We start from the raw sequence: 24,053 nt of genomic DNA on the forward strand, positions 1-24,053 counted from the left end.
CAGATCATTTTAAAAATATTCACTAATCATTGTTCTATTTACTTTCTTCAGCTGAACTGTCATAATTATAGAATGAAATCGCTATCATTCACAGGACGATTTCCACACAACGATAGACAAAAAATGGAGGATAGATCGCGTGACCATTTTAGAAGAATACCATTTCGGCGAATACCTAGGCGTTTCCAGTTACCATCCCTACTCGCTTAATTACATGGAACATTTTCATCGTTCCTTTGAATTGCTTTTTTGTAGTGATGGCGAAGCGGTTGTCAAAATCGAAGAAAGTCCCTATGTCCTTACGACAGGCCAAGTGTTATTAGTCATGCCTTATCAGACTCATGCCATTGAAACCCCTAAGGAATCACAATTGCATATTCTGGTGTTTTCACCTGAGTATATTCCAGATTTTTACGCCAAAACGAAAGATTTCGCTTTGTCAGATCCGGTGATCACCATTGATTCCTCTGTTGCCAAGCAGCTCTACTATCCTTTATTTGAAACGGATTCCCTCTATTTACGAAAATCGGCACTGTATCAAGTCCTTTACCTTTTTGAACACCAAACGACTTTATTACCAGCCAAAAATCAAGAGGATATCCTGATCCAGCTACTTGTTTACATCGAATCCCACTTCAAAGAAGAACTGACGCTCGAAAAACTAAGCAGCAGTATCGGTTATAGTAGCGTCTACGTTTCCAGAATGATCACTGAGAAATTGAAAAGCACCTTTCCTCGGCTTTTGAATCAAGCAAGAATTCGCCATGCCTCTTTTTTGCTGACCCATAGTCTCTTGCCGATTACGGAAGTAGCAGAACAAGCAGGCTTTCAAAATGTGCGAACCTTCAATCGAAATTTCAAAGCATTGACCTCACTGACGCCAAAAGAATACCGTTTAAAACACAATGCTCATTTTTCGTTGCTGAAGGAATAGCGTAAAAAAGCAGCTTCACTTAGCTGTAAAGTGAGCTGCTACAATCTTATTCGTTTTTCTAGTCAGCCTTTTGCCTCATTCCCAGAAACTAGTGAAAAACGCTCTAACTCCCCCTTCTTCATAGAGAAATGAGCAGGAAAAAAACAATTGCAAAAATGAACCTTTGTTGTTTTACTGATTCCACAAAACTATGCCTGTTTTAAAACACCGTACTTTCTTGCTTCATACCCTTTTGCTTTGTCGATACTTCTTGGAATATCGATCAATCCCAAGAAAAATGATTCACGACGAGCCAGTCTTTGACTTCCGTCAGATCAGAAAAAGTTTCCACCTGTGCAGCTACTTCTTGCTCAAGTTTTGGCTGTTTAAGCAAAGGATACTTCCCATTTTTCTTGACTGGCAAAGCACTCAAATCATCCGCAATCAGAAAAGCTGGGATCTCAGCTTGTTTTGCGGCTTTTATGCCAGCTAGAGAATCTTCTAATACTAAGGCTTCTTCAGGCTTTACGCCTAATTGTTGGCAAGCTGTTAGAAAGATTTCTGGATCAGGTTTGCCCTTTCGCACTTGATCCCCAGAAACCACCGTATCAAACCAATCTGGCATCTGTTCCATTTCAAAGTACGCCTTGATTTTTTCTTTCGATGAAGAGGATGCCACGGCTATCAAGCAATCTTGTTTTTTTTAAGCTTCCAACAGTTCAAGAAGGCCGGGCTTTTTGAATACCCGTTTTTCTTCAGCTAAAATCACTTCTTTCTGACGATTCATCGCTTCTCGCCACCGATCCGTCGGTACTTGATTGCCATAAAGTTTCTGCATCCCTATACGAATATCTGCTTCCGTTCTGCCAGTCAGGTAATAATAAACTTCTTGGCAAACTTCAAAATCATATTCCTCCGCGGCTCTTAAATAAGCGCGGTAAGCTAGACGACCTGTTTCAAACATCAAACCGTCCATATCAAAAATCACCAGTTTTATCTTTTTCATCCTATAACCTCCTTTACTTTTCTGCGAATAAAAAAGCAATGGTACCAAAATCCTTTGGCACCCATTGCTTCACCTTGTTTATTTACAGCTGACTGCTCAACTTAGCAATGATTTTACATGCGCCAAATGGCTGTCAGCCTTTTCCCGACCTTCTTTTACTAGTGATTCTGAAAGAATGAAGGAGCCGCCAACTGCTAGCACTTGCGGATCAGATAAATAGTCTTGCATATTTTCGAGGTTGATTCCGCCAGTTGGGACAAATCGAATATCATAAAATGGACCGCTGAGGGCTTTGATCGCCGGCAAGCCCCCGTAGATATCCGCGGGGAAAAATTTCACAACTGATAAGCCATAAGCCACTGCTCGTTGAATGTCATTTGGGGTAGCTGTTCCTGGAAACACTGGAATGTTTTCGGCAAGACAAAATTCCACCACATCAGGTACAAGAGCAGGGGAAACAATAAAGCGCGCCCCTTTCTCAACTGCTGCTTTCGCTTGTTCTAAGGTGCGCACCGTGCCTGCGCCTACGATCAATTTGCCTGATTGAGAGAGTTTTTCAATCGCTGCTAAAGCAAGGTCACTGCGGAAGGTCACTTCAATAAAGGGTAGTTCATGTTCGATCAACAGTGATTCTACTACTGGCAAATAGGTAAGATCTGTTGCAGTGTAAAGAGGCAATACCCTTGTTTTTGCCAATTGTTCATCGAGTGTCATACACTCTTTCCTCCCTTCGTTTCCTTCGATTGCATTTGTTCTTTCAAGACGGCTTCATGAAGCCCTTGAAGATAACTGATCCCAATCGCGCGATCATACAGACCATAGCCTGGCATCGCCACTTCCCCCCAGATCGTCCGCCCGTGATCTGGACGGATGACGCCATCAAAACCGATCTCAACCAAGGCTTTCATGATGGCATACATATCTAATGATCCTTCGGTGGACAGATGGGCGGACTCTTTAAATTTACGTTCCCCCATAAACAACACATTGCGGAAATGAACAAAGTTGATGCGTCCTTTTAAGGCATGAACGATCTCCACCATGTCGTTTTCTGGATCGGCACCTAACGAACCGGTGCACAACGTTACCCCATTATAAGGCGAATCCACGATGGCCATGATTTTTTTCAAATCCTCTAAATTTTTGGTGATTCGTGGCAAGCCAAAAATTTCCCAAGGTGGATCGTCGGGATGGATCGCCATTTTCACATCTACTTCTTCACACACAGGAATGATCCGCTTTAAGAAATAGCTTAAGTTATCAAAGAGGATCTCTTGAGTGACCCCTTCATAAGTTGCCATCAAACGCTGGAACTTTTTCAGTCGTTCTTCTTCCCAACCTGGTAATTTAAAGCCTTTTGATTGGCTATGGATCAGCGTATACATCTCACTAGGTTCCATATCATCCACAACGGCTTGATCATAGAGCAAAGAGAAGCTGCCATCCTCGTTTTGATAAAATAGATTTGTTTTTGCCCAGCCGAAGATCGGTTTGAAGCTATAGCAGATCATATGTACATCACAAGCTGCTAAATTCCGAATTGTTTGAATATATTGATCGATGTAGTGATCCCGTTCCTCTGTTCCGGCTTTGATCGCATCGTGGATCGCCACACTCTCAATCCCTAATAGTGAAAGATGCTCTTTTTCAATTGATGCTTTTAGTGCGTTGATTTCGGAAATCTCCCAGACATCTCCGGGCATTTTATTCAGAAGTGTTCCTACAATGCCGCGCATTCCTGGAATTTGTCGAATATTCGTTAACGGGATCGTATCCCCTTCCCCGTACCATCGAAACCCCCATTGCATTTGCTGTCATCCTTTCGTTTTTAAAAATCATCGTCCTCATCAGTTTCTTCGCTACTATCACCTGCTGAAGAATTGTGCCAAAGCGCTACACTATTTTCTCCTTGCTGGATCACTGCTGCTACCGCCTGTTCAATCGGTGTTGCCAAAAATTGGTGATTGATCGCTTCTAATACCATCGGCAGATTCACTCCGCCGATCACATACGTCTTTTCCTGAAGAGGTTCTTCTAATTGATTGATCGTTACAACCGACTGATTGTAGGGACTCGCACTCAATAGATCAGCAAACACCACTACACCGTCCCCTTGATCTGTTTCGTGGATCGCTTCATGGATTTTGTTTCCCAGAAGTTGAATATCCTCTCCGTGGTTCAAATTAACGACCGCAATATTTTCGACACTGCCCATGATCACCTCTGCAGCATCTTTAAAACCAGTACTCAGCTGTCCGTGAGTTGCCAATACGATTCCTAACAAATGTTGTTCCTCCTTTTTCGCTTCCTAACCAAATAACGCAAGGACTTTTTGCATATTCCTACTATTCAGCTCTTTTTGCTTTAATTGTTTTCTAGGCAACACATACGTCTGATCCTGCTGCTTTTCTGCACAAAACAGATAGTTGATGCTGCCCATCGCTTCACTACTGTGTTCGATCGCCAGCTGCTGCAGTTGCCCTTCATTGAATTGCTTGCCGATAGCTCGAATCGGAGCATCGGCGCCGATAGAATCTAAATAATAAATCTTCGCATTCGGCCCTACTGAATCACGTAACACTTCCAACCCGCGTTCTCCAAAACTTCCTTCATCAAGAAACGCAAAAGCAGTCGCTGTTTGACTGTTTTGACTGATCAGTGACAGCAGCGCTAAGATAGAGGAGGTATTGCGGGTTAGATTTTGCTCAAATCCTGCCCCGCGGCTTACGCGATTTAATAGCAGAAAATAAATACCGACTCCTAAAGCAAAAAGCGCTGTTTGCCATGACAACAAGGGAAATCTCCCTGATGCAAAGTGGATATAAAGCCAGGTACCTAACAACCCAAAAAAAATCATCACTGCTGAAGCAGTCAGAATAAATTGATTTGTTTTAAGCCCTTGCTCCTGCCGATCAAAAAAATGGTAATCGCCGAAATGCTGTGGCGGTGTATCATAATATGTGCAGATGATCCGTTTTGCTTTGGTCAGATCGCCAACATACAAATTGCGTGAGGCGTTTTTTTTCGTGTGATCATACTCGATCACCTGAAGATCTTTGCGAAACGGAATGATATCTGCGATGAGTGCCTTCAAAAATCTTTGTTTGCTTTTATCCGTGGAACGCGATCGGTAGACATACCGATAACGAAAAAGCCAATCACGAAATGTTTCTGTTTGATTCATGGCGGATTCTCCTATTCACAAATTACTGACAAGGAAGGAGGAACTCTATTTTTTATAAGATCCTCCGCCTTCCTCTTCAACAGATGACGAACGCGCTCAATGATTACAAATTGAACTGCTTCAACACATCTTTAAGCGTTGATTTCGGTGCAGAAGGTGTTGCTTGAAAATAGATTGATTCCACACCGTACGCTTCGTTCATTTCTTTGAGTTTTTGCGCATCAGCTTGATTTAAATAAACAGATTTTGTTACCAAGAGATCTTTCTCGGGATCTTTTTGGGCGATACCGCCTATGTTCAATTCTTTCATTGGCACGCCGTGTTTGACTAAGTCGTACATCACACTGACGGTTTTAGCGATCAAAATACAGTTGTAATCTTTGAAGTTGTATTCATCCCAGTAAAATTTGGCTTTTTCTGGTGTAACGACGATCGTTTTTTGCCCTGTGCGGCTACCGGCATTTTTGTATAATTCCCGCATGAACTTATCCTTAGCTACTACCTCATCCACTACAAAAATCGAGTTGACTCCGCTTTTTTGTGACAAAGTCATCATGACCTGCCCATGGATCAATCGTTCATCTACTCGTGCTAAATTTACTACACCCATTTTTTCCACTTCCTTTTCTTATAAAATACCGACACCGGCTAAAATAATCAGAATCAAGGTCAGCCATAGTAATGCTTGCGTGACTTTTAATCCTTTCTTTGTATAGAACCAGGAGACGCCCATTACAACTGCTAACGGCAAGATCCCTGGTACAATCTGATCAAGGATATCTTGGATAATAAATTCTCGTCCAGAAATATCAAACTGTAGCGAAGAACTGACTTTGACATAGTTTCCAGCCAGAACCCCCATCATAAATAAACCGAGAACCGACAGTGTTTCAATTGCGGTTTGGACGCCTGTACTCTGCATCAAACCAGTTGCATTGCGCCCCATCGAAAATGCTTGACGGGCGAAAAACATTCCTAGAGAAACTTGATACAGTGCAAAGCAAATGAATGGGAACAACGCACCTAGTGGACTTCCTTGCTGTGCCCAAGGAACAGCAATCGCAATAAAGATATATTGAACGGTTCCTGAGTCGATGGCATCCCCGATTCCTGCTAAAGCACCCATCAAACCAGCTTTCGTGTTGTACATTAGATCATCTTGCATCAAAATCTCTTTTTTCTCATGCTCTTCCTCGGCCCGCTGTTGTTCCATTGACGACATCAGCCCAGTGATGACTCCGCCCCCCCAACTCAGCTGGGTATTGAAAAACAGCAGTTGGCGTTTGTAGGCAGCTTTCAGTGCCTCATCGTCTTTGTAAAGTTTGCGCAAAATCGGCATCATGGCGTATAAAAGCGAGGGTGATAAATACCGTTCAAATGAATGCGGGATCTCATTGGCGAAATGCCATCTTAGGTATGCTTTTGTGACATCTTTCTTCGTGATTTCTTCTGGTGCGCCTTGCGCTTTTTGAATTGTTTCGGTCATTACTGCTCCTCCTTATCGATTAGAACCCGTCATCATAGTCATCGTCATCATCAAAGGATGGTGATGCTGTATTCGTTTCTGGGGCTGGGACCAATTTTCCTTTTTGTGACTGAACAAAAATCAACGCGATCAAAATGCCAAAAATCGCATAGGTGACCATGGTAATTTCCAGCGAACTGAAAACTACACTCATGAAATAGGCCAAGAAGAAAAAGACCATATAATCTTTTCGACCGATCACATAGACGGTAGTTGCAATCCCGATCGCTGCCAATCCTCCGCCGACTACTTCTAAAATATGAATAACGACTGTCCCCTCAAGAGCATTGATGACATCAGCAATCAGTGGAGCGCCTAAATAAAGTGCAATAAATACCAGCGGAACAAATAAAATAAATGAAGCCAGCGTTGGGTATAAAATAATTGAACGCGTCATTGCCTTGGCATTAAGATCTTCTACTGCTTTATCCGTATACTTTCCTAAGAAGGTATTGATAAAGAAACGGAACTGATACAAATAACTCCCTAGCAACCCAACAGGAACGGCAACAGCAATCGCTGCTTCTGGTTGCAGATTTCCTAGCAAAGCTACCGGTACGGCAATCGCCGCAGCAATCGAAGGTTCCGCTGGCATGGATCCGCCAGGAGAAAATACCCCCATGTAAATCATTTGTAAAGCGGCAGTAACGATCATGGCTTGAGCCACATTTCCCATCACCAGTCCGACAACTAATCCCGTCATCAATGGTGAAAAACGTAAAGTCAGTGTGGCGCCTCCGCCGAGCCAACGAGACATGACTGCTGCAACCCATAGCGCAATCAGTAAACTTTGTGTAACACTTAATGTATCCATTTTTCCTCCTCCTAAACTTCTTTCAAATAGTTTTCTAAATCAAGAACAGCTTCTTTCAAGCGTTCTTTGGTGATTAAGACTGGAATCAAGTGTACTTTTTCTTTCGAATCTATGAACTGCACCAACTGATCGATGACTTGTGCATCTTCAGGAAAAATACCCATTTGATGTAAACTCATTGGTAAGTGCAATTCTTGATAAAAGGGGATCAACTGATCGATGACCGTCCATTTTTCTTCAAGGGCTAATTGATAAAACATCCCATAGGCAACCTTTTCCCCGTGAAGAAAACGATGACTTTCAGGCAGATATTTACTGATGGCATCATGCATCGCATGCGCCGCTGCATTGCGGGCATATTTATCGCCTAGCCCGCCTACCATTCCAGCAACTGCAATAACGATCTCCGACAAGTGACAAAAGGCGTCTGTCACTTCCTGCCGCTTCATATCTTCAATCGCTTGTTTCGATTGTGTCAAAATAGCTGTTTCGCATAATTTTGCTGTATAGCCTGCCATTTGCAAGAAGGGCTCATTTTTCAAATGTGGTTGGGCTAAGATTGCTTCCGATTCAATCCACTTTGCCAACGTATCTGCTAAACCGGCGATGAAGTAGGAGACTGGTGCATCGATCACTAACGTCGGATCGGTAATCAAAAAAGCAGCCTGTCTTAAATAGTGTTCCGACTTTCCTTCAGATTCTCCCGACTCTTTATACATGACAGACAAGGGTGTCCATGGTGCACAATTACTGGCCAATGTTGGGATCAGTCCAAAGGGTCGATTGACTACATGTGCTGCATATCCCACTAAGTCGGCTAACTTCCCGCCGCCAACCCCCAGAATAAAATCGATCGCCAGTTCTTCAACAAGATCAGCAATCAGCCCAGCGCCATAATAGCTGCATTCTCCCGTGTAGCGATGATAAAAAATTTCCAAATGCGCATCTTCTAAAAAGAGTAATTTTGGTTTCGCTTTTTCCCATGAAACCGTTCCATGTACGAGCAGCAGTCGTTTTACTTTGTACTCTTTTAATACTTCCGGCACATAGTCGATCGCGCCTTCATGGTAACGATAAACTTGCGGTCCAACCTTTACTTTTAAATCCGTTAGCACGAGTTTCACTCTCCTTTATACAGCCAAAAACCGACTTTCCGCTTGAACAGCACGGTCTGGCAGCAGCCCCTTAACGATTCGTTCAATATCCGTTACACATTTGTTTCCCATCTCTTCTAAGCATTCCATAGTATAAGCCGATGTATGCGGTGTCATAACTACATTTTCAAAAGCTAAATACGGATGATCTTTATGACCAGGCTCTTCCTCTAAGACATCGGTGGCAAGACCAGCGATTTTCCCACTTTTTAATCCGCTTACAATTGCCTCTTCATTCAAAAGTGCGCCACGGGCACTATTGGAGAGATATACTTGATCTTTCATTTTTGAAATTTCTTCAAATGAAATCATATGATAATTTTCCTCCGTCAAGTTAGCACATAGACAAATAATATCTGATTTTGCTAGCAGCTCGTCTAGCTCGACTTTTTTTCCGCCATAGCTTTGAATATGCAAAGCGGACTTATATGGATCGTATGCCAAAACCTCGCAGCGGAAACCATTTCTCAATATTTCTACTACACAACTTCCAGTATTGCCGACACCGATCACCCCTACCGTCTTGTTAAATAATGCGCGTCCGACAAAGTCCGCTCGTTTTTCCCATTGATCTTCGCGGACCTTTGTATTCGATTCAACTGTACAGCGCAGAAGCGCCAATAGATTGGTCACGTTATTTTCTGCTACTGCATCTCGCTCGACCAAAGCTGGAATGATCGAAACAATCGTTTGGTGGTCCTTCGCTGCTTCTAAATCAATATTGTTATAGCCGATCCCGTGGCGTGTGATCAGTAGCAATTCATCTTTGTACTCAAAAAACTCTTTGGTAAAAAATGGGGTAACACTTGCTATAATGATGTTGTATCCCTTAAGCTTTTCTGCCAATTCTTTCCCATTGATTTCGCTATCGAACGTGAAGTGACTGACAGTTCCGATTGCTTTCAACCGCTCGATATGTTGCGGAAAGATTTTTCCAAAGCTGCTGGAATTCACTATAGCGATCTTAAACTGTTCCATGTTCTTCCTCCTTACTCTTTTGCAACAATCTCGTGACCACCAAAACCATTCCTTAGCGCTGAGACGACTTTTGCTGAGAAACTGTCTTCTTCTTGGGACAAATTTCTCATAAACAAACTCATAGCGATCGTCGGTACAGCAACATTCATCTCCAAAGCCGTTTCCACTGTCCACCTAGCTTCACCAGAAGCTGCAACAACCCCGCGATATTCCTCCAACTTAGGGCTCTCATTAAATTGGGCCGCTGCGATTTCCATCAGCCAGCTGCGAATAACCGATCCATGATTCCATACCTCTGCGACGGAAGCCAAATCAAAGTCATAGGCACTTTGTTCAATCAATTGAAAGCCTTCACCGATGGCTTGCATCATTCCGTATTCGATACCGTTATGGACCATCTTTAGAAAATGACCGCTTCCTGATTCCCCTGCATAAAGGTAGCCTCCTAAAACAGCCACATCTGCAAACAAAGATTCCACCTCTGAAAAAGCGATTTCATTCCCGCCAATCATCAAACATGCATCTTTTCTAGCTCCGGAAACCCCACCAGAAGTCCCACAATCAAAGTAATGCACCTCTTTTTCTTTAAACCAGGCTGCTCGGCGAATCGAATCTTTGTAATTAGAATTTCCGCCTTCAATCACGATGTCTTTCGCTGATACAAGGGGCCATAGTTCTTCAAGAATTCCCTCAGTCACAGTTCCCGCAGGAAGCATCAACCATAAAACCCGTCGGCCGCTAAAAGAATTCGTTAAATCAGCTAGCGTTTGATAGGGTGTAATTCCAGCTTCTTGCGCTGTTTTCTGCGCATGTATCGAAAGATCCAGCCCTTTTACTTGATAACCTTGATCTTTTAAATTGAGGGCCAAGTTCAATCCCATTTTTCCAAGTCCGATAATTCCTATCTCCATGACAGCGCCTCCATTTCATACTTTCATTATACAAAAAAATATTTTTTTGTAAACACAAAAAATAAAAATAATTTTTATTTGCTTTTTTTCTTTAAAAGAGGTAACGTAACAATACAAAGATAATAATGTTCATATAAAGGAGGTAACCGTCTTTGACTGTTTCGATTCGCCTGCAAATAAAAACGCTTTATAAAGACTTAAGTCTCAAAGAACAAGCGATTGCCGACTACATTTTGGAAAATCCTAGTAAAGTCAGCCACAGTTCAATCAGTGATTTATCCAATGAATTAGGCATCGCTGATTCGACCTTTTTTCAATTCACAAAAAAACTCGGTTACAACGGATTTAAAGACTTCAAAATGGCAATGCTGATGCAGGAAAATGATTTTTCTGCCATTTCGATCCATGAAAATATCCAGAAGTCTGATAATGAATTGACTATGGCTCAAAAAGTATTTGATTCCAATATGACCACATTGACTGATACCAAAAATCTTTTGAAAGAAGAAGATTTAAAGCTTGCTGCTGCAATGATCAATCAATCTAAACGACTTTTTTTCTTCGGCGTTGGTGGTTCAGAGATCGTGGCAACCGATGCCTATCACAAATTTTTGCGCTCGCCGATCACTGTTTTTCACAGCAGTGATTATCACATCCAACTGATGGAGGCTTCATTGTTGACGCCAGATGATTGCGGCATTTTTATCTCTCATACTGGAAAATCAAGAGAAACCATTGAACTAGCTCAAGTTGCCAAAAACAATGGGGCCAAAATTATCGTCATTACTAGCCATGCTGCTTCCCCTTTAGCCAAACTCGGCGACGTGGTTTTCATCTCTATTTCCGAAGAAACTGAGTTTCGCTCAGAGGCATTGGCATCCAGAATCGCTCAACTGAGCATCATGGATTCCCTCTATGTCATCTTAATGTTTATTAATCGAGACAAAGCGCAACAATCGATTGCCAAAATTCGGCGCTCCATTTCAAAAATCAAAGAACCCTGAGAAGGGAAGAAAAAACTTAGATTTTTCTGCGTTTCGCTAATTCTTTTGTGAATCACAGTTGATATGCAAAAAAGCTTGTGCTTTTTTCTGTACTCTTCTTTGGTTTCTTATCAACTTTTTCAGTTCTGAATCTCAAATGCGCTGAGCCTGCCAAAAATCCTGTCCCTTACTCTCGCAAAAAAACCACATCACAAAGCTATCCGCTCTGTAATGTGGTTTTTTAAGACTATCTTTTTTTAGGTAAATCAATAACGACTAGACACAATCTCTGCTCCAAAGGGCATCAACGCTAAGCGCGCCATCTTCAATGATTGCGCCGCAAATGGAATGCCGATGATCGTGATGGCTAGAATGACTGCGCTAGCTAAATGTCCTAAAGCCAGTGGTATACCAGAAAAAATCAACCATAAAATATTTAGAAACACGGACACGCCACCGCCACGGTAAGCGATGTCTTTCCCAAATGGTGCGAGTGACAACGTCGCAAACTTAAAACATTGCAGACCAATGGGAATGCCGATGATGGTGATACACCATAAACACCCAGCCAAAAACCATGAGATCGCACCGATCAAGCCGCCAAAGACAAACCAAATCACGTTGCCTAAAAAATTCATCTGATTGCCCTCCTTCTTTTTTTAATAAAGACTGCTCCTGTTTTAGCAAAGAAAGCAGAGGACATCGAAAGCCCTCAGACGTGCGCTATCGTCTGGTGCTCCTTCCCCTGCGCGCTTCTCTTTTTTCTTAATACAAGCGAAATGTGTTATTTTGTAAAATGCTTATTGCCCAGAATCAACCGTTGATTCGCTGCTATTGTTGGACTCATTTGAGTCATTACCGAAGACACCGGTGATCGAAGACCAGATGCCGCTAAAGAAGCTCTTGATATTTTCCCAAAGGCCCTTAGAGGTTTCTTCGATTTGCTTGCGGGCTTCTGACAGATCCAATTCTTTGATGAAGTCATCGAAGATATTGTTGTCTCGCATGTCGCTCATCAAAGAGGTCAATTCAGAAATTTGATTTTCCGTAACGATTCCTTCCAGTCCGTTGTCTTTCAAGGCTTTTTCTACTGTCTCTTGAATATCGGCTTGGGTTAATTCCGTACCATCTGCGGTTTGAGCAGCCAAATCGGTTTTCGCTTGTTCTTGCGCTGCATTCAAAGCTTCATCGGAATAGCCTTCTTTATCTTTATTCTCTTCGGTGATCGTAGACAGCACATCCATCTCATCTTGAGCTACGGCTACTCGATTCTGATTGATGACACCGCCTGATTCTTCAACGATTTTGTATACCCCAGCTAAAGCTCCGGAACCGTCGATCGGTACGGCAGAAGCGACCGTTAGCTTCGCATCAGTGATCCCTGCAGTCAGCGCTGCATTTTGGTACTGGGCTGCAGTGATGCGGGTAATGTTATCTGGTGTCGCGATATCGACAGTGATTCCTGCACCGCTTTCTAGCGTCTGCATTCTGACCGAGCTATAGACCGCCCAATCTGCAGTAAAGCCGCCATCGGGAATGTATTTCATCAAGTCATTACCGTTTGTCGTATAAATCGGTGTTTCGCCTTGAATGCCTAAGCGTTCCAGTGTGTAGTCTTCTTGTGCTTTCGTCAAGGCATTTCCGATCGCCACGGCATTGACTTGCAAACGATCTGAACTGCTGTCAGAAGTACTTGTTTGACTATCGGTAGTGGCTGTCGTTGCGGTAGAATTGCTCGTTGCAGTGGAACTGCTGGTCGTTGAATTGGTTTCGTCAGCAAAAACTTGTGGTGCTGCTAATAAAACTTGGCTAGATACCAAGAGAGTCGCTAAAATCATCGCTGGTTTTCGAGTCTGTTTTTTCATCACTATATCCTCCAAGTGTTGATCTCTTTTTCAGGGATTTTTCCCTCTTACTGCTGTAATTGTACTATAGGTTTTCTTGCAAAGCCTACGTCTAGGGTCTGAAATGAAGAAAAACTTAGAACTCTGCTGCTATTTAAAAAAGGCGTAACTTGGTATTATCCTTGGTACAGCAATACTTTAGACGCTTTTCTTTTCATCAACTGTTTTTTTAGCAAACCCAACAGTATAGGATTTTAAACGGCTGCCCACTTTCCTCAAACCAAGAAAGGCTCCCGTTAAAGCTATCGTATAAAAGAACAACGGAAACCCTGCGAGTGAAAAAAAGACCTTCCCGGTTTCTAGAAACAGCGGGTGACTCAGAAAGATCAATCGACTAGCCTCAACTGCTTGTTTTGCTTGCCAAGTCCGCTTTGGGGGTTGCTGCTTGATCAGCCAAGCAAGGAAAAAAAGAGTCGTCGGCACAAAAAACAGCATGAAATTCTTATCGTCCCCCTGATTGAGATACACCAGTCGACCTTCAATGCCTAATAAGCAAAGAGAGACCGCGAGTTTTCTACCAAGATGCTTCGTAAAAAAAGGGTGTTTTTGGTGTTCTCTTAAACAAACCCCACACAGTAAAAATAAAAACCCATAAAAGAGTCCGTTTCTCGTTGTAAAAAATAGTGTCCGATAGCTTTGATAGCATACCAATAAAGGTCCCCTTAAATAACTGCTGTACGTTTCAAGACAGCCAATCACATACAAACTGATCGCCAGTAAAAACTGCCGCCGATAGCCAAGAAAGCGAGTTTTTCGTACTAACCACATGCCAAAGAGCAACGCTGGAAAATACCAAAGATGGTACCAGACCCCTACTGTAAAAAAGCCAGTAGCCAAACCGATGACCCGTAATGAATCAGCAAGATTTTGCTGCCCTAAGTAAAACCAGCCTAAGGGAAGATACACGATCGACCAACGCAAATAAAGCTTGAGTTGTCGTTTGCACCATTGCTGCCATGAACAGGTACTCTTTTGAAAAAAATAGCCATTCAGCAGCAGAAAAAAAGGAACCGCCAAACGACATAAGAGACTCTTTAACAAAAAATGAAGCCCGTTGTTTTCTGCCAGTCGGCCACAATGAACGAGAATCACCAATAAGGAAGCGATGAATTGGATGTAGCCAATTGGAACCATAGGTTGTTTTGTCTTCATTCGATCGTTTCTCCTTTCTCCGTCAAATTTGATCAAACATACTTCACTCTACTGGTCCTTTCTTTTTGTGACCAGCACGGAAAGCTTCCAAGATAGAAAGGCAGCGCAACAAGTAGAAACATTGATAAATAAAGATGTTACCCTTTGTTGCATCGCTAATTTCATAGATCCTCGTTCGCATAGAAAAGAGTTTGCTATAATATAAGAAGAATGATGGAGGCAAAACAGACACATGGATATTGGGAAAATTATCAAAGAAGAACGCACCAAACGAAATCTCACACAAGAACAATTGGCGCAGGAATTTTTTGTCACTCGGCAACTGATTTCAAAATGGGAAAACGGCAAGAGCTATCCTGATCTAGACCAAGTAGTCAAGCTGAGCAGCTATTTTGAATTGACCTTGGACTATTTATTAAAAGAAGATCAGCAGATGGTCCAAGAACTTAATCTGACCACCCACCGCAAACGAATTGGCCTCGTATTGATCGCCCTTTTGACTATTCTCAGTATTAGCTTAAGTACGATTTTGTTGGCAGCATTTTGGATCGATCCAGTCTTTTTTACAAAAGAAGACCTAACGATCACTTCTATAAAAAAGTATCGCTTGCCTGCCACTGAGATAACGAATGAGGCAACCGGACAAGTGATTCAACTGCCTGAAGATACGGAATACTTGATCACTTATACGATCGATCGGCCGCTGGTAAAAACGGATCGTCTGTCGGGTTATAAAGAATACAGCAGCGAAAATGCCAGCCAATTAACGGCTTTGGGTCATCGCGGTTTTCATTTTGGCGCGCAAACAAGCAAAATCGTCATTCGCAGCAATCGCGAAGACAATTTAGCTGCACCAGAATTAAATGCAGGCAAGGATCTTTATCTTCGTAATATGAATAAAGCGCGCGTCTATCAAAAATCTGCAGCTGGTGTCGCATTTTCTATCGAAGATGAAGGCGACCTCCTCTTTACTGCAGAAGAACTGGCGCAATTGCCCTTTGAACAAGGACAGCTGCCAGAGTAAACAAAAACCACCGAATCGTTTTGATTTGGTGGTTTTTTGCTGACTTTCTTATCCTAGCAAGATCATTGCGATCGCCGCCAAGGCGTTGTTGAGAAAATGCATGGCGATGGCTGTTTCTAGACGCTTAGTTTTTACATAAATCAACGCCATGATCAGTCCCATAGCACCATAAATCAAAAACTCGACCAGATTGGTGACGGAATGGATGATACTAAAAACCGCTACACTTGAAATGATCCCGACTATTGGGTATTTCTCGAATAAAAGGCCAATAAACCCACCACGAAAAACGATCTCTTCCATAATTGGCGCAGCAACAGCGATCAATAAAAAGATCAAAAGCGGATTTTCGCCTGTAAACAGTTCCCCTAACAATGCATCATTGGCGGTCGCCTCTTGATCGGATATATGCTGCAGATAGAGCGTTCCGCCAACTGCAACGACTCGACCTAAAACAAACCCTCCGACGATCCATAGCCAATTTTTCTTCGTTGACCAGCCAAAGTCAAAGGTGGCAAGTCCTAACTTTTTAGCCAAAAACATCAGTAGACCAATGTTTGCCAAAAGCAAGGCAATCAACCCATAGCTGATCATCGCAGGAATCGTCGGTTCTCCTGCTTCCAAATAATAGATTTTTACCACGCTAAATGCGGTCATCCCTACTTGACTAAGTAAGAATAAGCCAATCAAAATAAAGACATTCTTTACTGCTTTCATGCTCTCCTCCATTGTTTGCTCATTGCATTTTTCAGGATTGGGTTACGACAAATCATGACACAGCCCATCATTTGGTTCCCCATGTTTCCAGAAAATGCTTAGCCACTATCGGCTTGTTTCTAATGATACTGAGTTTCCTCAGTATTTACAACTAATAAAAAATAAAAATAGTTATTTTGCTCATTTTATCGAATAAACCACGCTTTTTCATTCCCATTCTTTTCAAAAAAAATATAAGTAATGTTTGAAAAAAGCGCTCTCTTATGCTACACTGTTCCTACTTTTGTTTGGCTGACGAACCGCTGCCCCAACCATGTTCGTTTGGACCAACTCGTTGCGAGTATTCGATTTCGAATGCTCTTTTTGTCGCGTTTGTCAAAAGAAAGTGAGTGAATCCAAATGATCCAAGTAGAACACCTCAGCAAGACCTTCCAAGTATCCAAGCGAAAAAGCGGCTTTCGCCAAGCAGCCAAAGCCTTTCTTTCTCGTGAAACCACCACCGTCCATGCGTTGCAAGACATCAGCTTTACCATCAATGAAGGCGAAATGGTTGGATACATCGGGCCTAATGGTGCTGGAAAAAGTACCACCATCAAAATCATGTGCGGGATTTTGACCCCTGATCAAGGCGTTTGTCACATCAATGGTCGTACGCCTTGGCAAGAACGTATTCAACATGTCAAAGACATCGGCGTCGTCTTCGGGCAACGCAGTCAACTCTGGTGGGATGTCCCCGTCAATGACAGCTTTGATTTGATTCGTGATATCTACAAAGTCGACGCTGCTAGTTATCAACGCAACCTAGAAGAATTAGTCACCTTACTAGATTTAGGTGAGATCTTAAAAACCCCTGCTCGTTCCTTAAGTCTCGGTCAGCGTATGCGCTGTGAGATCGCAGCCTCCTTACTCCATGACCCCAAAATCTTATTTCTTGATGAACCCACCATCGGTTTAGATGCTGTGTCAAAAATCGCCGTGCGTCAGTTCATCAAAAAAAGAAACCAAGAAAAAGGTACCACAGTCATCCTGACGACCCACGATATGCAAGATATCGAGGCGCTGACACAACGAATTCTGTTGATCGGCAAAGGGCAAATTTTGCTAGATGGTCGCCTCGATGAACTAAAGCACCGTTTTTCTGATGTCAAAACGCTGGAGGTCGACTATCAAGGGAATGAGCCCCATCTGCCAGAAAATGTCCAACTTCTTCAAAAAGACGTCGGTCGCCTTGTTCTGAAGCTTGATCCCAAAGAAGTGTCGGTCGCTCAGCTGCTCAGTCTGCTCAGCAGTCAAGTCGAGATCACCGATTTGGCCGTTGCCAGTATCACCGCCGAAGAAATGGTCGCCAAGCTGTATCAGGAGTATCAGATATGAGGAAGTATCAGGCATTTTTCCGCATCCGCTTTATCAATACCTTGCAATACCGCTCGGCGGCAATTGCCGGGATGGCTACGCAACTAGCTTGGGGCTTGATGGAAATTCTGGCATTCCACGCCTTTTACCAAGCAGATCCTAGTGCCTTTCCCATGACCTTTCAACAAACCGTCTCCTATGTTTGGCTCCAGAAAGCCTTCTTGTCTTTATTTATGTTGTGGTTCTTTGAGGCAGAAATTTTCAATACCATCACCACAGGGTCGATCGCCTATGAACTTGTGCGGCCGATGGATCTATACAATCGCTGGTTTTGGCAATCGGCTGCCAATCGCTTAGCAAAAGCCGTCTTGCGTTGCGGACCGATTTTTGTGATTGCCTTTTTACTGCCAGCACCTTATCGTTTAATTCTGCCAGCAAACATCGTTGCCCTGTTCTTGTTTCTTTTGTCCATGGCGCTGAGTTTAGGTGTAGTGATCGCTATGTCGCAGCTGGTCTACATCTCGACTTTTTATACATTATCCTCCATCGGGGTGCGGATCGTCATCAGCTCCATCGGTGAATTTTTAGCTGGTGGGGTCATTCCTCTGCCTTTCTTTCCGCAGCCTTTTCGCCAATTCGTGGAACTACTGCCTTTTGCTTCCATGCAAAACGTCCCGCTGCGAATTTACAACGGGGATCTGACTGGCTTTGCGCTTGTTTCAGCATTGCTCTTACAAGCGTTTTGGCTCGTACTTTTGATCGTGATCGGAAAAATTTGGCTGCAGCAGGCGCTCAAACGCGTCGTTGTGCAAGGAGGTTAAGGAATATGGTTTATTGGCATTATTTTTGTATTCATCTCAAAAGTCAGATGCAGTATAAAGTTTCCTTTGTGTTAACCGCTTTGGGACAATTTTTAGGTTCCTTTACTGCTTTTTTAGGCATTTGGTTTATGTTTACCCGTTTTCATCAAGTGAATGGCTTCACCTTTGAGGAAGTCCTGCTTTCCTTTGCGACGGTTTTGTTTGCCTTTTCGATTGCGGAATGCTTCTTTCGCGGGTTCGATCTTTTTCCGCAAATGATCAGTAATGGCGAGTTCGATCGAGCACTCGTGCGCCCTCGCTCCTTGATTTTTCAAGTCTTAGCTTCCAAAATGGAATTCTCGCGTCTCGGCCGTTTTATTCAAGCCTTGCTGTTGTTTGCTTATGCGATTCCTAATAGTGGAATTGCTTGGCATTTTGGAAATGTCCTAACTCTTTTTCTAATGATCGTCTGCGGCGCCCTCTTTTTCGCCCTATTGTTCCTAGTGTATGCCGCCATTTCCTTCTTTACGATCCAAGGACTTGAATTTATGAATATTTTTACCGATGGTGCCCGCGAGTTCGGCCGCTACCCCTTCAGTATCTACGGAAAACACGTCTTGCGTTTATTGACCTACGTCGTGCCGATGGCTTGGTTTCAGTATTATCCGTTTCTGTATGTCATTGGTCGCGTAACTAATCCTTGGTGGATCTTATCACCCTTGGTTTGTCTACTCTTTGCCTTTCCCACCTTCTTCTTTTGGCGAGTAGGTTTGAAGAATTATATTTCTACGGGTTCGTAAATAAAAAGGAGCGCCTCTCTTTGAAACTAAGAGAATGCGCTCCTTTTTTATTCGGTTATTTCAAGTGAAAAACAGCCTCTCCTTGCTGAATATCGCCGCCAGTTCGCAGGCACTTCCCGCCTTGTTCCTCCATGAAGGCAACGATCACCATGGTCTCTTTGCCCATTTCCTCAACTGCTGCTACATCCATTTCTGCCAGCAGCTCACCTGTCGTGACTGACTGGTTTTCTTGGACCGCGATCGTGAAGGGCTCCCCAGCTAACGCCACTGTTTCAATTCCCATATGGATCAAAAGAGAACGGCCATCCACCAACTCAACGGCTAAGGCATGCTGTGTTGGAAAAATCGTTCGAACCGTCCCGGCTGCTGGTGCATAGATTTTTCCGTGATGGTGAGAAACGGCAAATCCATTTCCCATCATTTTAGATGAAAATACCTCATCTGGTACTTCTTCGATCGGTAGCAGTCGGCCTGTTGCCGGTGCACAGATTTCTATTTTTCTTTTAAAAAGCATCCGTAATCCCTCCTTAGATTGCCGACAGTGTTCTCTGACAGCTAGAATAGATAAGAAAAGCTACGAAGGGCAATAAACCAAAGATAAAGATGGCAGTATCGAGGGACAGCACCTGAGAAAGAAAGCCGCCAGCTAATGGCGAAAGAAACGATGCCGCACCAATGTACACACTGATTGATATCAGTTGTCCAGAAGAAAAAACAGCTGGCGGTGTAATAGCACTGATAATCATTCGACTGCCGATAGTAAATGCCGGTACAGTGAAAAACTGCAGAAAACTGGCTGCCAAAAGTAAGAATGGGCTACTAGCAAGCCAATAGACAAAAAATTGTAAGGTTAAAAATATGCCTGCAATCAAAATCAAGCGCTCATTTTTCCATTTAGCAATCATGCGATTCAGCAAAAGGTACGCTGGAATTTCACAAAAGGATTGGATCGACCATTTCAGACCAACAAATTCACTGCCTCTTTCCATTGTAATCAGCTTGTCGATAACGACCGTATTGTTCGCAACGATCGTCAAGTACAAGAGAAAGAACAGTCCCGTATAAACCAAAAAGCGTCGGTCTTTGCATAACAGAAGAATGTCTGCCAGCGAGACACCGCTGTTTGTTGTTGTTCCTTGCTTTTGCGGTAAGGCGTTTTTCTCTGGGATCGTTCGTGAAAATGTATAATTGATAAGCAAAAAGAGGAGCAGCGGCAAACTAAACCAGCGATAATTATTGGAAAATAAAAAGAATGGCACGCAGACACTCATCATACTCCACCCTAAAGAGCCGTTTGCTTTGATTGAAGCAATTCTTTTTGAAGTACTGGACTCCGATAATACCCAGTTATCGAGCACCGTTGCTGTTGTATTGGCTAATCCACCCGCAATAGCCAATACCAGAAGATGGATCAGCCAGTGGTCTTTTCCTAACCAATAAAAACTAATGGAGAAGAAAACCAGAAAGATCATCAGAAGCATCGAAATACGTTTTAATCGTTTGCTCTTGTCCGAATAATAGCCGATCACTAACTGAAAAAGAATTGTCGTGATGCTGTAGGAGGCTAAAAACCAGCCTCTTTCAAGCGCATCATAGCCTTGCTCAGTTAAAAAAGGAACGATTTGTGTCATCAAAATCGCCATCGTTGCATATTGAACAAAATAGATTACTTGAAATTTGTGTTTGATTTCCATTCTTTGTTTATGATCGGCTGAAGGAAATTCCTTCAGCCGATCCCTTTCCTTTTTACCTGCTGAACCTATTTAAGTTCTGGCCAATATGGTTCGTTCGCCACAATCATTTCATCTAATATTTCTTTGGCGACTTTCGCACTTGGTACAGTTTTATTCATAGTAAAGGATTGCCACAATTTTTGGTAAGACTCTTGTTCCCAAGCATCAACTGCCAATTTTTCAGATGCGATCTGCTGCTCCATCAATCCCTTTTGGAATGTTGGAATATCACCGATCGACAAGACTTCGTAGCCATCTTTTCCAACTAGACAAGGCAGTTCCACCATTGCATCATGGGCAAAGTTGGCAATTGCGCCGTTGTTTTCAACAATAAGAATCATGCGTTCTTTCGTATTAAAGGTTAGTGCGCAAGCAAGGTCTGTAATAAAGGACGCATGTTCGTTTGAGGCAAATGTTGTATCAACTGCTGTGTTGTTTGCAACGATTCGTCGGCATTCATCAAACACATACTTCTCTCGTCCGTCAATGATCTCATTGGCACGGGTATACTCTTTGTCCGCATGAGCCACCGTTTCATCAGCCATCAAATAATATTTCAGATAGGTATTCGATAAAAATTCTGGTTCAATTTCGTGCAGATCTTTAGCCGCCCACATCGTTTCCAGCCAACTGCTTTCTTTATGCTGGCCTTTTTGTGTTTGTTCGGTGTAGCCGTACTTTTGAACATGCGCACTGATTTGAGGCATCAAGTCATTGCCGTCATGGTCTTTGATGCTGGTCCACCAGCCAAAATGATTCAAGCCGAAATAGCTCGTCTCAAATTCTTTCCGATCCTTCAACCCAATCACTCGCGCCATGATATCTTCCAAACAAACTGGCATATCACAAATATTGATGATTCTTGAATTTGGTCGGAATCTTCTGGTCGCTTCGGCAACGACTGCTGCTGGGTTGGAATAGTTCAAAAGCCAGGCATCTGGCGAGTATTTTTCCATGTAGTCGACTAGTTCTAAGATCGGTCCAATCGAGCGCAGACCATAAGCTAAACCACCAGGTCCGCAGGTCTCTTGTCCGACAACATTATGCCTGAAAGGAATTTTCTCATCTTGTTCCCGCATAGCATATTTGCCGACACGAAGCTGTGCCATTACGATATCGACATCCGTAAAAGCTTCCTTTGGATCGGTTGAATATTCGAACTGTACTTCTGGCGCTCGCTCAGCAATAATGATCGCACAAGCTTTTGCTACGGTTTCTTGTCGCTTTTCATCGTTGTCATAAAATTTGATTTTTCTAACTGGAAAGCGCTCTTGACTTTCTAATAACATCATAACTAGCGATGGTGTATAGGTACTTCCGCCACCTGCAATTAAAATTGAACTTTTTTTCTTACTCATGGTACTTGTTCCTCCTTGTGATTCTGTTTTATTCGGCCATTAGTTCTTCGAATGATTCTCTAACCGTTGGTACCGTTAATCCTACAATGATTTGAATGCCGCCATTTCCAGGGTTGACCAATCCTGAGGCACCTGCTTCTTGAAACTGCGTACTATCTGCAACTTTGTCGGCATCCTTAACAGTCAAACGCAGCCGTGTCGCACAATTCGTTACATCAATGACATTGTCTTTCCCACCTACCAAGTGCATATAGGCCTGTGCTTGCCGCACATGTTTTGGTAATTTTTCATCTTGCTTTTTGTTGTCATAATCTGCTTTTGTATACAACTGCATTGCTGCAGTATCATCCTCACGTCCAGGCGTTTTTAAGTTGAACTTCTTGATCATAAAGGAGAACACAAAATACCAGATAGCGGTAAAAATCAGCCCGATAATGATTTGGGTAATATAAGTTGAGCTGTGGAATTTCCACAAGGGCAGCCAATTTAGACCTAACCAGTTGATCAATCCGCCACCAAAGTCCCCGACTACCCCGAAAGCATAGGAGATTGTGGCGATCGAAGCATCCAGTAAAGCATGAACGAACCATAATGCTGGTGCAACAAACAAGAAAGTAAACTCGATTGGTTCAGTGATTCCGGTCAAAATAGCCGTCAATGCTGCCGGTGCAATCAATGCGATCACTTTTTTCTTTTTATCAGGCCGAGCCGCTTGGATCATCGCTAAACTCAGACCTGCCGTTCCAAAGACTTTCGACATTCCTGATAGTGAGAAACCGCCAAACGGATAGAGCTCTTTCAGCGAAAACGCAGTAGTTTGGAACTCGCCAATGTGGGAGGCCCAATAAACGGCCATTCCCCCTTCGACAACCGCACTGTCATAGGCAAACGGTGCATAAACAAAGTGATGCAAGCCTGTTGGAATCAGTATTTTTTGCAAGAACTGATAAATAAAGACACCGAAGTTTCCTGATTCAATGAAAAAGCCTTGCATGCTTCTCATTCCCTCTTGGATAACTGGCCAGACAAAACACATGAGTACTGCCAAAGGAACCATGGCAAAAAAGGAAATCATGGTTACAAAGACTGATCCGCTGAAATTCGACAGCATTTCTGGCAATTCTTTTTCATAGAAGCGATTGTGGAGATAGACAACGATTCCCGAAATCAGCAAGCCGCCCATCATGCCGGTATCTAAGGTGATGATTCCTGCAATCGAGGTCAACCCAGAACCAGCAGTTGCCCCTTGAGCTAAATCTACCGCAAATGATTCTGGCCACAAAGTTAAAATTGCATTTACAAAATAATTAAAAGCGATATAAGTAACGAGTGCCTCCATCGTAGCGCGAGCGGCATATTTTTTAGCTAGACTGATCGGCAGCCCTACTACAAATAAAAGCGGTAATTGGAAAAAGGGCGTCCAGCCTCCTGCTGCGATCACATTCCAAAATTTGAACCAGAGGGTATCTGGTGCTGCGATATCCCCCATAATCGTCTGATTCGAAAATAGCAGAGAAAAGCCGATAACGATCCCAAAAAAGGAAAACAGCATGACCGGTGCCAGCATCGCTCCGCCGAACCTTTGAATTTTTTTCATCATAGTTTTTCGTCCTTCACGTTTTTTAGTTAAGCGCTTTACTGATTCTCATTTTACTATTAAAATGATGCTATGAAACCCTTTTCCGTTGTTTAAAAGTTTCTCACATTTGAAAGGTTTTTTTCACAACAAATGTGAATTGTCACA

At 42.9% G+C, this 24,053-nt stretch carries 24 protein-coding genes and 1 pseudogene; 6 read left to right on the forward strand and 19 right to left on the reverse strand.

Annotation, left to right across the window (positions count from 1 at the left end):
• The first annotated feature begins 139 nt into the window (after nucleotides 1-139).
• Nucleotides 140-934 (forward strand): helix-turn-helix transcriptional regulator, encoded by a 795-nt coding sequence (locus IGJ44_RS13505; RefSeq protein ID WP_074535425.1) that lies wholly within the window; start codon nucleotides 140-142, stop codon nucleotides 932-934.
• Nucleotides 935-1,196: 262 nt separating this feature from the next.
• Here the strand turns inward: IGJ44_RS13505 and IGJ44_RS13510 are convergent.
• The 11 genes and pseudogenes from IGJ44_RS13510 to gnd all read right to left on the reverse strand — a co-directional run bounded on the left by IGJ44_RS13510 (nucleotide 1,197) and on the right by gnd (nucleotide 10,485).
• Nucleotides 1,197-1,919, reverse strand: a pseudogene (locus IGJ44_RS13510) (HAD family hydrolase).
• A gap of 96 nt (nucleotides 1,920-2,015) precedes the next feature.
• On the reverse strand, nucleotides 2,016-2,633 hold the full coding sequence (locus IGJ44_RS13515) for a bifunctional 4-hydroxy-2-oxoglutarate aldolase/2-dehydro-3-deoxy-phosphogluconate aldolase (RefSeq protein ID WP_074535424.1): 618 nt from the start codon (nucleotides 2,631-2,633) through the stop codon (nucleotides 2,016-2,018).
• A complete protein-coding gene (uxuA, locus tag IGJ44_RS13520) occupies nucleotides 2,630-3,727 on the reverse strand; it encodes a mannonate dehydratase (RefSeq protein WP_074535423.1) in 1,098 nt (365 codons plus the stop codon). Before uxuA ends, IGJ44_RS13515 begins: the two co-directional genes overlap by 4 nt.
• A gap of 20 nt (nucleotides 3,728-3,747) precedes the next feature.
• Nucleotides 3,748-4,203, reverse strand: a complete 456-nt coding sequence (locus IGJ44_RS13525; RefSeq protein ID WP_005228436.1) for a PTS sugar transporter subunit IIA — start codon at nucleotides 4,201-4,203, stop codon at nucleotides 3,748-3,750.
• Between the two features lie 24 nt (nucleotides 4,204-4,227).
• Complete coding sequence (locus IGJ44_RS13530; protein WP_074535422.1) at nucleotides 4,228-5,103, reverse strand: hypothetical protein; 876 nt, start codon at nucleotides 5,101-5,103, stop codon at nucleotides 4,228-4,230.
• A 103-nt stretch (nucleotides 5,104-5,206) separates the two neighbouring features.
• Nucleotides 5,207-5,713 (reverse strand): PTS system mannose/fructose/N-acetylgalactosamine-transporter subunit IIB, encoded by a 507-nt coding sequence (locus tag IGJ44_RS13535; RefSeq protein WP_005228434.1) that lies wholly within the window; start codon nucleotides 5,711-5,713, stop codon nucleotides 5,207-5,209.
• Nucleotides 5,714-5,731: 18 nt separating this feature from the next.
• Nucleotides 5,732-6,589 carry a PTS system mannose/fructose/sorbose family transporter subunit IID gene (locus IGJ44_RS13540; protein ID WP_430605803.1) on the reverse strand — a complete coding sequence of 286 codons (858 nt, stop codon included), beginning with the start codon at nucleotides 6,587-6,589 and terminating at the stop codon, nucleotides 5,732-5,734.
• 19 nt (nucleotides 6,590-6,608) lie between these two features.
• A complete protein-coding gene (locus IGJ44_RS13545; protein ID WP_005228432.1) occupies nucleotides 6,609-7,442 on the reverse strand; it encodes a PTS mannose/fructose/sorbose/N-acetylgalactosamine transporter subunit IIC in 834 nt (277 codons plus the stop codon).
• Nucleotides 7,443-7,453: 11 nt separating this feature from the next.
• A complete protein-coding gene (locus IGJ44_RS13550; protein ID WP_005228431.1) occupies nucleotides 7,454-8,557 on the reverse strand; it encodes an iron-containing alcohol dehydrogenase family protein in 1,104 nt (367 codons plus the stop codon).
• A 15-nt stretch (nucleotides 8,558-8,572) separates the two neighbouring features.
• Nucleotides 8,573-9,574 carry a D-isomer specific 2-hydroxyacid dehydrogenase family protein gene (locus IGJ44_RS13555; protein WP_074535420.1) on the reverse strand — a complete coding sequence of 334 codons (1,002 nt, stop codon included), beginning with the start codon at nucleotides 9,572-9,574 and terminating at the stop codon, nucleotides 8,573-8,575.
• 11 nt (nucleotides 9,575-9,585) lie between these two features.
• Nucleotides 9,586-10,485 carry a phosphogluconate dehydrogenase (NAD(+)-dependent, decarboxylating) gene (gnd, locus tag IGJ44_RS13560; RefSeq protein ID WP_074535419.1) on the reverse strand — a complete coding sequence of 300 codons (900 nt, stop codon included), beginning with the start codon at nucleotides 10,483-10,485 and terminating at the stop codon, nucleotides 9,586-9,588.
• 152 nt (nucleotides 10,486-10,637) lie between these two features.
• Here gnd and IGJ44_RS13565 point away from each other — a divergent pair, with 152 nt between their 5' ends.
• Nucleotides 10,638-11,489 carry a MurR/RpiR family transcriptional regulator gene (locus IGJ44_RS13565; protein ID WP_005228428.1) on the forward strand — a complete coding sequence of 284 codons (852 nt, stop codon included), beginning with the start codon at nucleotides 10,638-10,640 and terminating at the stop codon, nucleotides 11,487-11,489.
• Nucleotides 11,490-11,734: 245 nt separating this feature from the next.
• Here IGJ44_RS13565 and IGJ44_RS13570 read toward each other — a convergent pair whose 3' ends face one another.
• The 3 genes from IGJ44_RS13570 to IGJ44_RS13580 all read right to left on the reverse strand — a co-directional run bounded on the left by IGJ44_RS13570 (nucleotide 11,735) and on the right by IGJ44_RS13580 (nucleotide 14,524).
• The gene (locus IGJ44_RS13570; RefSeq protein WP_074535418.1) at nucleotides 11,735-12,106 is read right to left on the reverse strand and encodes a YccF domain-containing protein; all 372 of its coding nucleotides are present in this window, start codon (nucleotides 12,104-12,106) and stop codon (nucleotides 11,735-11,737) included.
• 162 nt (nucleotides 12,107-12,268) lie between these two features.
• Nucleotides 12,269-13,333: a DUF1002 domain-containing protein gene (locus IGJ44_RS13575; RefSeq protein WP_015510302.1), complete on the reverse strand. Its 1,065-nt coding sequence runs from the start codon at nucleotides 13,331-13,333 to the stop codon at nucleotides 12,269-12,271.
• Between the two features lie 177 nt (nucleotides 13,334-13,510).
• Nucleotides 13,511-14,524, reverse strand: a complete 1,014-nt coding sequence (locus tag IGJ44_RS13580) for an acyltransferase family protein (protein WP_074535417.1) — start codon at nucleotides 14,522-14,524, stop codon at nucleotides 13,511-13,513.
• A 232-nt stretch (nucleotides 14,525-14,756) separates the two neighbouring features.
• On the opposite strand from IGJ44_RS13580, the gene IGJ44_RS13585 reads away from it, so the two are divergent.
• Nucleotides 14,757-15,548 carry a helix-turn-helix domain-containing protein gene (locus IGJ44_RS13585; protein ID WP_015510303.1) on the forward strand — a complete coding sequence of 264 codons (792 nt, stop codon included), beginning with the start codon at nucleotides 14,757-14,759 and terminating at the stop codon, nucleotides 15,546-15,548.
• 48 nt (nucleotides 15,549-15,596) lie between these two features.
• Here IGJ44_RS13585 and IGJ44_RS13590 read toward each other — a convergent pair whose 3' ends face one another.
• Entirely contained in the window at nucleotides 15,597-16,265 is a 669-nt protein-coding gene (locus IGJ44_RS13590; RefSeq protein WP_060791459.1) for a CPBP family intramembrane glutamic endopeptidase, read from the reverse strand.
• Nucleotides 16,266-16,664: 399 nt separating this feature from the next.
• Here IGJ44_RS13590 and IGJ44_RS13595 point away from each other — a divergent pair, with 399 nt between their 5' ends.
• From IGJ44_RS13595 to IGJ44_RS13605, 3 genes are read left to right on the forward strand one after another with little or no spacing between them, the layout of a single operon-like run.
• Nucleotides 16,665-17,639, forward strand: coding sequence for an ABC transporter ATP-binding protein (locus IGJ44_RS13595; RefSeq protein WP_015510305.1), 975 nt, complete (start codon nucleotides 16,665-16,667; stop codon nucleotides 17,637-17,639).
• On the forward strand, nucleotides 17,636-18,439 hold the full coding sequence (locus tag IGJ44_RS13600; RefSeq protein WP_430605807.1) for an ABC transporter permease: 804 nt from the start codon (nucleotides 17,636-17,638) through the stop codon (nucleotides 18,437-18,439). Before IGJ44_RS13595 ends, IGJ44_RS13600 begins: the two co-directional genes overlap by 4 nt.
• A gap of 5 nt (nucleotides 18,440-18,444) precedes the next feature.
• Nucleotides 18,445-19,218 (forward strand): ABC transporter permease, encoded by a 774-nt coding sequence (locus IGJ44_RS13605; protein ID WP_167826902.1) that lies wholly within the window; start codon nucleotides 18,445-18,447, stop codon nucleotides 19,216-19,218.
• Nucleotides 19,219-19,273: 55 nt separating this feature from the next.
• Here the strand turns inward: IGJ44_RS13605 and IGJ44_RS13610 are convergent, their stop codons facing one another.
• The 4 genes from IGJ44_RS13610 to IGJ44_RS13625 all read right to left on the reverse strand — a co-directional run bounded on the left by IGJ44_RS13610 (nucleotide 19,274) and on the right by IGJ44_RS13625 (nucleotide 23,909).
• Nucleotides 19,274-19,732 (reverse strand): PTS sugar transporter subunit IIA, encoded by a 459-nt coding sequence (locus IGJ44_RS13610; protein ID WP_167826901.1) that lies wholly within the window; start codon nucleotides 19,730-19,732, stop codon nucleotides 19,274-19,276.
• 13 nt (nucleotides 19,733-19,745) lie between these two features.
• Nucleotides 19,746-20,912, reverse strand: coding sequence for an MFS transporter (locus IGJ44_RS13615; protein WP_128488517.1), 1,167 nt, complete (start codon nucleotides 20,910-20,912; stop codon nucleotides 19,746-19,748).
• A gap of 65 nt (nucleotides 20,913-20,977) precedes the next feature.
• On the reverse strand, nucleotides 20,978-22,309 hold the full coding sequence (locus tag IGJ44_RS13620) for a 6-phospho-alpha-glucosidase (protein WP_010749959.1): 1,332 nt from the start codon (nucleotides 22,307-22,309) through the stop codon (nucleotides 20,978-20,980).
• A 28-nt stretch (nucleotides 22,310-22,337) separates the two neighbouring features.
• Nucleotides 22,338-23,909: an alpha-glucoside-specific PTS transporter subunit IIBC gene (locus tag IGJ44_RS13625; protein WP_016612789.1), complete on the reverse strand. Its 1,572-nt coding sequence runs from the start codon at nucleotides 23,907-23,909 to the stop codon at nucleotides 22,338-22,340.
• Nucleotides 23,910-24,053 lie beyond the last annotated feature (144 nt).

Source organism: Enterococcus sp. DIV1368d (assembly GCF_050542975.1).
In the GTDB taxonomy this organism is placed as follows: domain Bacteria; phylum Bacillota; class Bacilli; order Lactobacillales; family Enterococcaceae; genus Enterococcus_D; species Enterococcus_D casseliflavus.

Bases quoted from the DNA above. Each gene is read 5' to 3' on its own strand.
- IGJ44_RS13620 (WP_010749959.1), bottom strand. From the start codon at position 22,309: ATGAGTAAGAAAAAAAGTTCAATTTTAATTGCAGGTGGCGGAAGTACC.
- IGJ44_RS13545 (WP_005228432.1), bottom strand. From the start codon at position 7,442: ATGGATACATTAAGTGTTACACAAAGTTTACTGATTGCGCTATGGGTT.
- IGJ44_RS13615 (WP_128488517.1), bottom strand. From the start codon at position 20,912: ATGGAAATCAAACACAAATTTCAAGTAATCTATTTTGTTCAATATGCA.
- IGJ44_RS13600 (WP_430605807.1), top strand. From the start codon at position 17,636: ATGAGGAAGTATCAGGCATTTTTCCGCATCCGCTTTATCAATACCTTG.
- IGJ44_RS13540 (WP_430605803.1), bottom strand. From the start codon at position 6,589: ATGACCGAAACAATTCAAAAAGCGCAAGGCGCACCAGAAGAAATCACG.
- IGJ44_RS13515 (WP_074535424.1), bottom strand. From the start codon at position 2,633: ATGACACTCGATGAACAATTGGCAAAAACAAGGGTATTGCCTCTTTAC.
- IGJ44_RS13610 (WP_167826901.1), bottom strand. From the start codon at position 19,732: ATGCTTTTTAAAAGAAAAATAGAAATCTGTGCACCGGCAACAGGCCGA.
- IGJ44_RS13595 (WP_015510305.1), top strand. From the start codon at position 16,665: ATGATCCAAGTAGAACACCTCAGCAAGACCTTCCAAGTATCCAAGCGA.
- IGJ44_RS13580 (WP_074535417.1), bottom strand. From the start codon at position 14,524: ATGAAGACAAAACAACCTATGGTTCCAATTGGCTACATCCAATTCATC.
- IGJ44_RS13530 (WP_074535422.1), bottom strand. From the start codon at position 5,103: ATGAATCAAACAGAAACATTTCGTGATTGGCTTTTTCGTTATCGGTAT.
- IGJ44_RS13555 (WP_074535420.1), bottom strand. From the start codon at position 9,574: ATGGAACAGTTTAAGATCGCTATAGTGAATTCCAGCAGCTTTGGAAAA.
- uxuA (WP_074535423.1), bottom strand. From the start codon at position 3,727: ATGCAATGGGGGTTTCGATGGTACGGGGAAGGGGATACGATCCCGTTA.
- gnd (WP_074535419.1), bottom strand. From the start codon at position 10,485: ATGGAGATAGGAATTATCGGACTTGGAAAAATGGGATTGAACTTGGCC.
- IGJ44_RS13590 (WP_060791459.1), bottom strand. From the start codon at position 16,265: ATGAAAGCAGTAAAGAATGTCTTTATTTTGATTGGCTTATTCTTACTT.
- IGJ44_RS13605 (WP_167826902.1), top strand. From the start codon at position 18,445: ATGGTTTATTGGCATTATTTTTGTATTCATCTCAAAAGTCAGATGCAG.
- IGJ44_RS13535 (WP_005228434.1), bottom strand. From the start codon at position 5,713: ATGGGTGTAGTAAATTTAGCACGAGTAGATGAACGATTGATCCATGGG.
- IGJ44_RS13575 (WP_015510302.1), bottom strand. From the start codon at position 13,333: ATGAAAAAACAGACTCGAAAACCAGCGATGATTTTAGCGACTCTCTTG.
- IGJ44_RS13585 (WP_015510303.1), top strand. From the start codon at position 14,757: ATGGATATTGGGAAAATTATCAAAGAAGAACGCACCAAACGAAATCTC.
- IGJ44_RS13625 (WP_016612789.1), bottom strand. From the start codon at position 23,909: ATGATGAAAAAAATTCAAAGGTTCGGCGGAGCGATGCTGGCACCGGTC.
- IGJ44_RS13570 (WP_074535418.1), bottom strand. From the start codon at position 12,106: ATGAATTTTTTAGGCAACGTGATTTGGTTTGTCTTTGGCGGCTTGATC.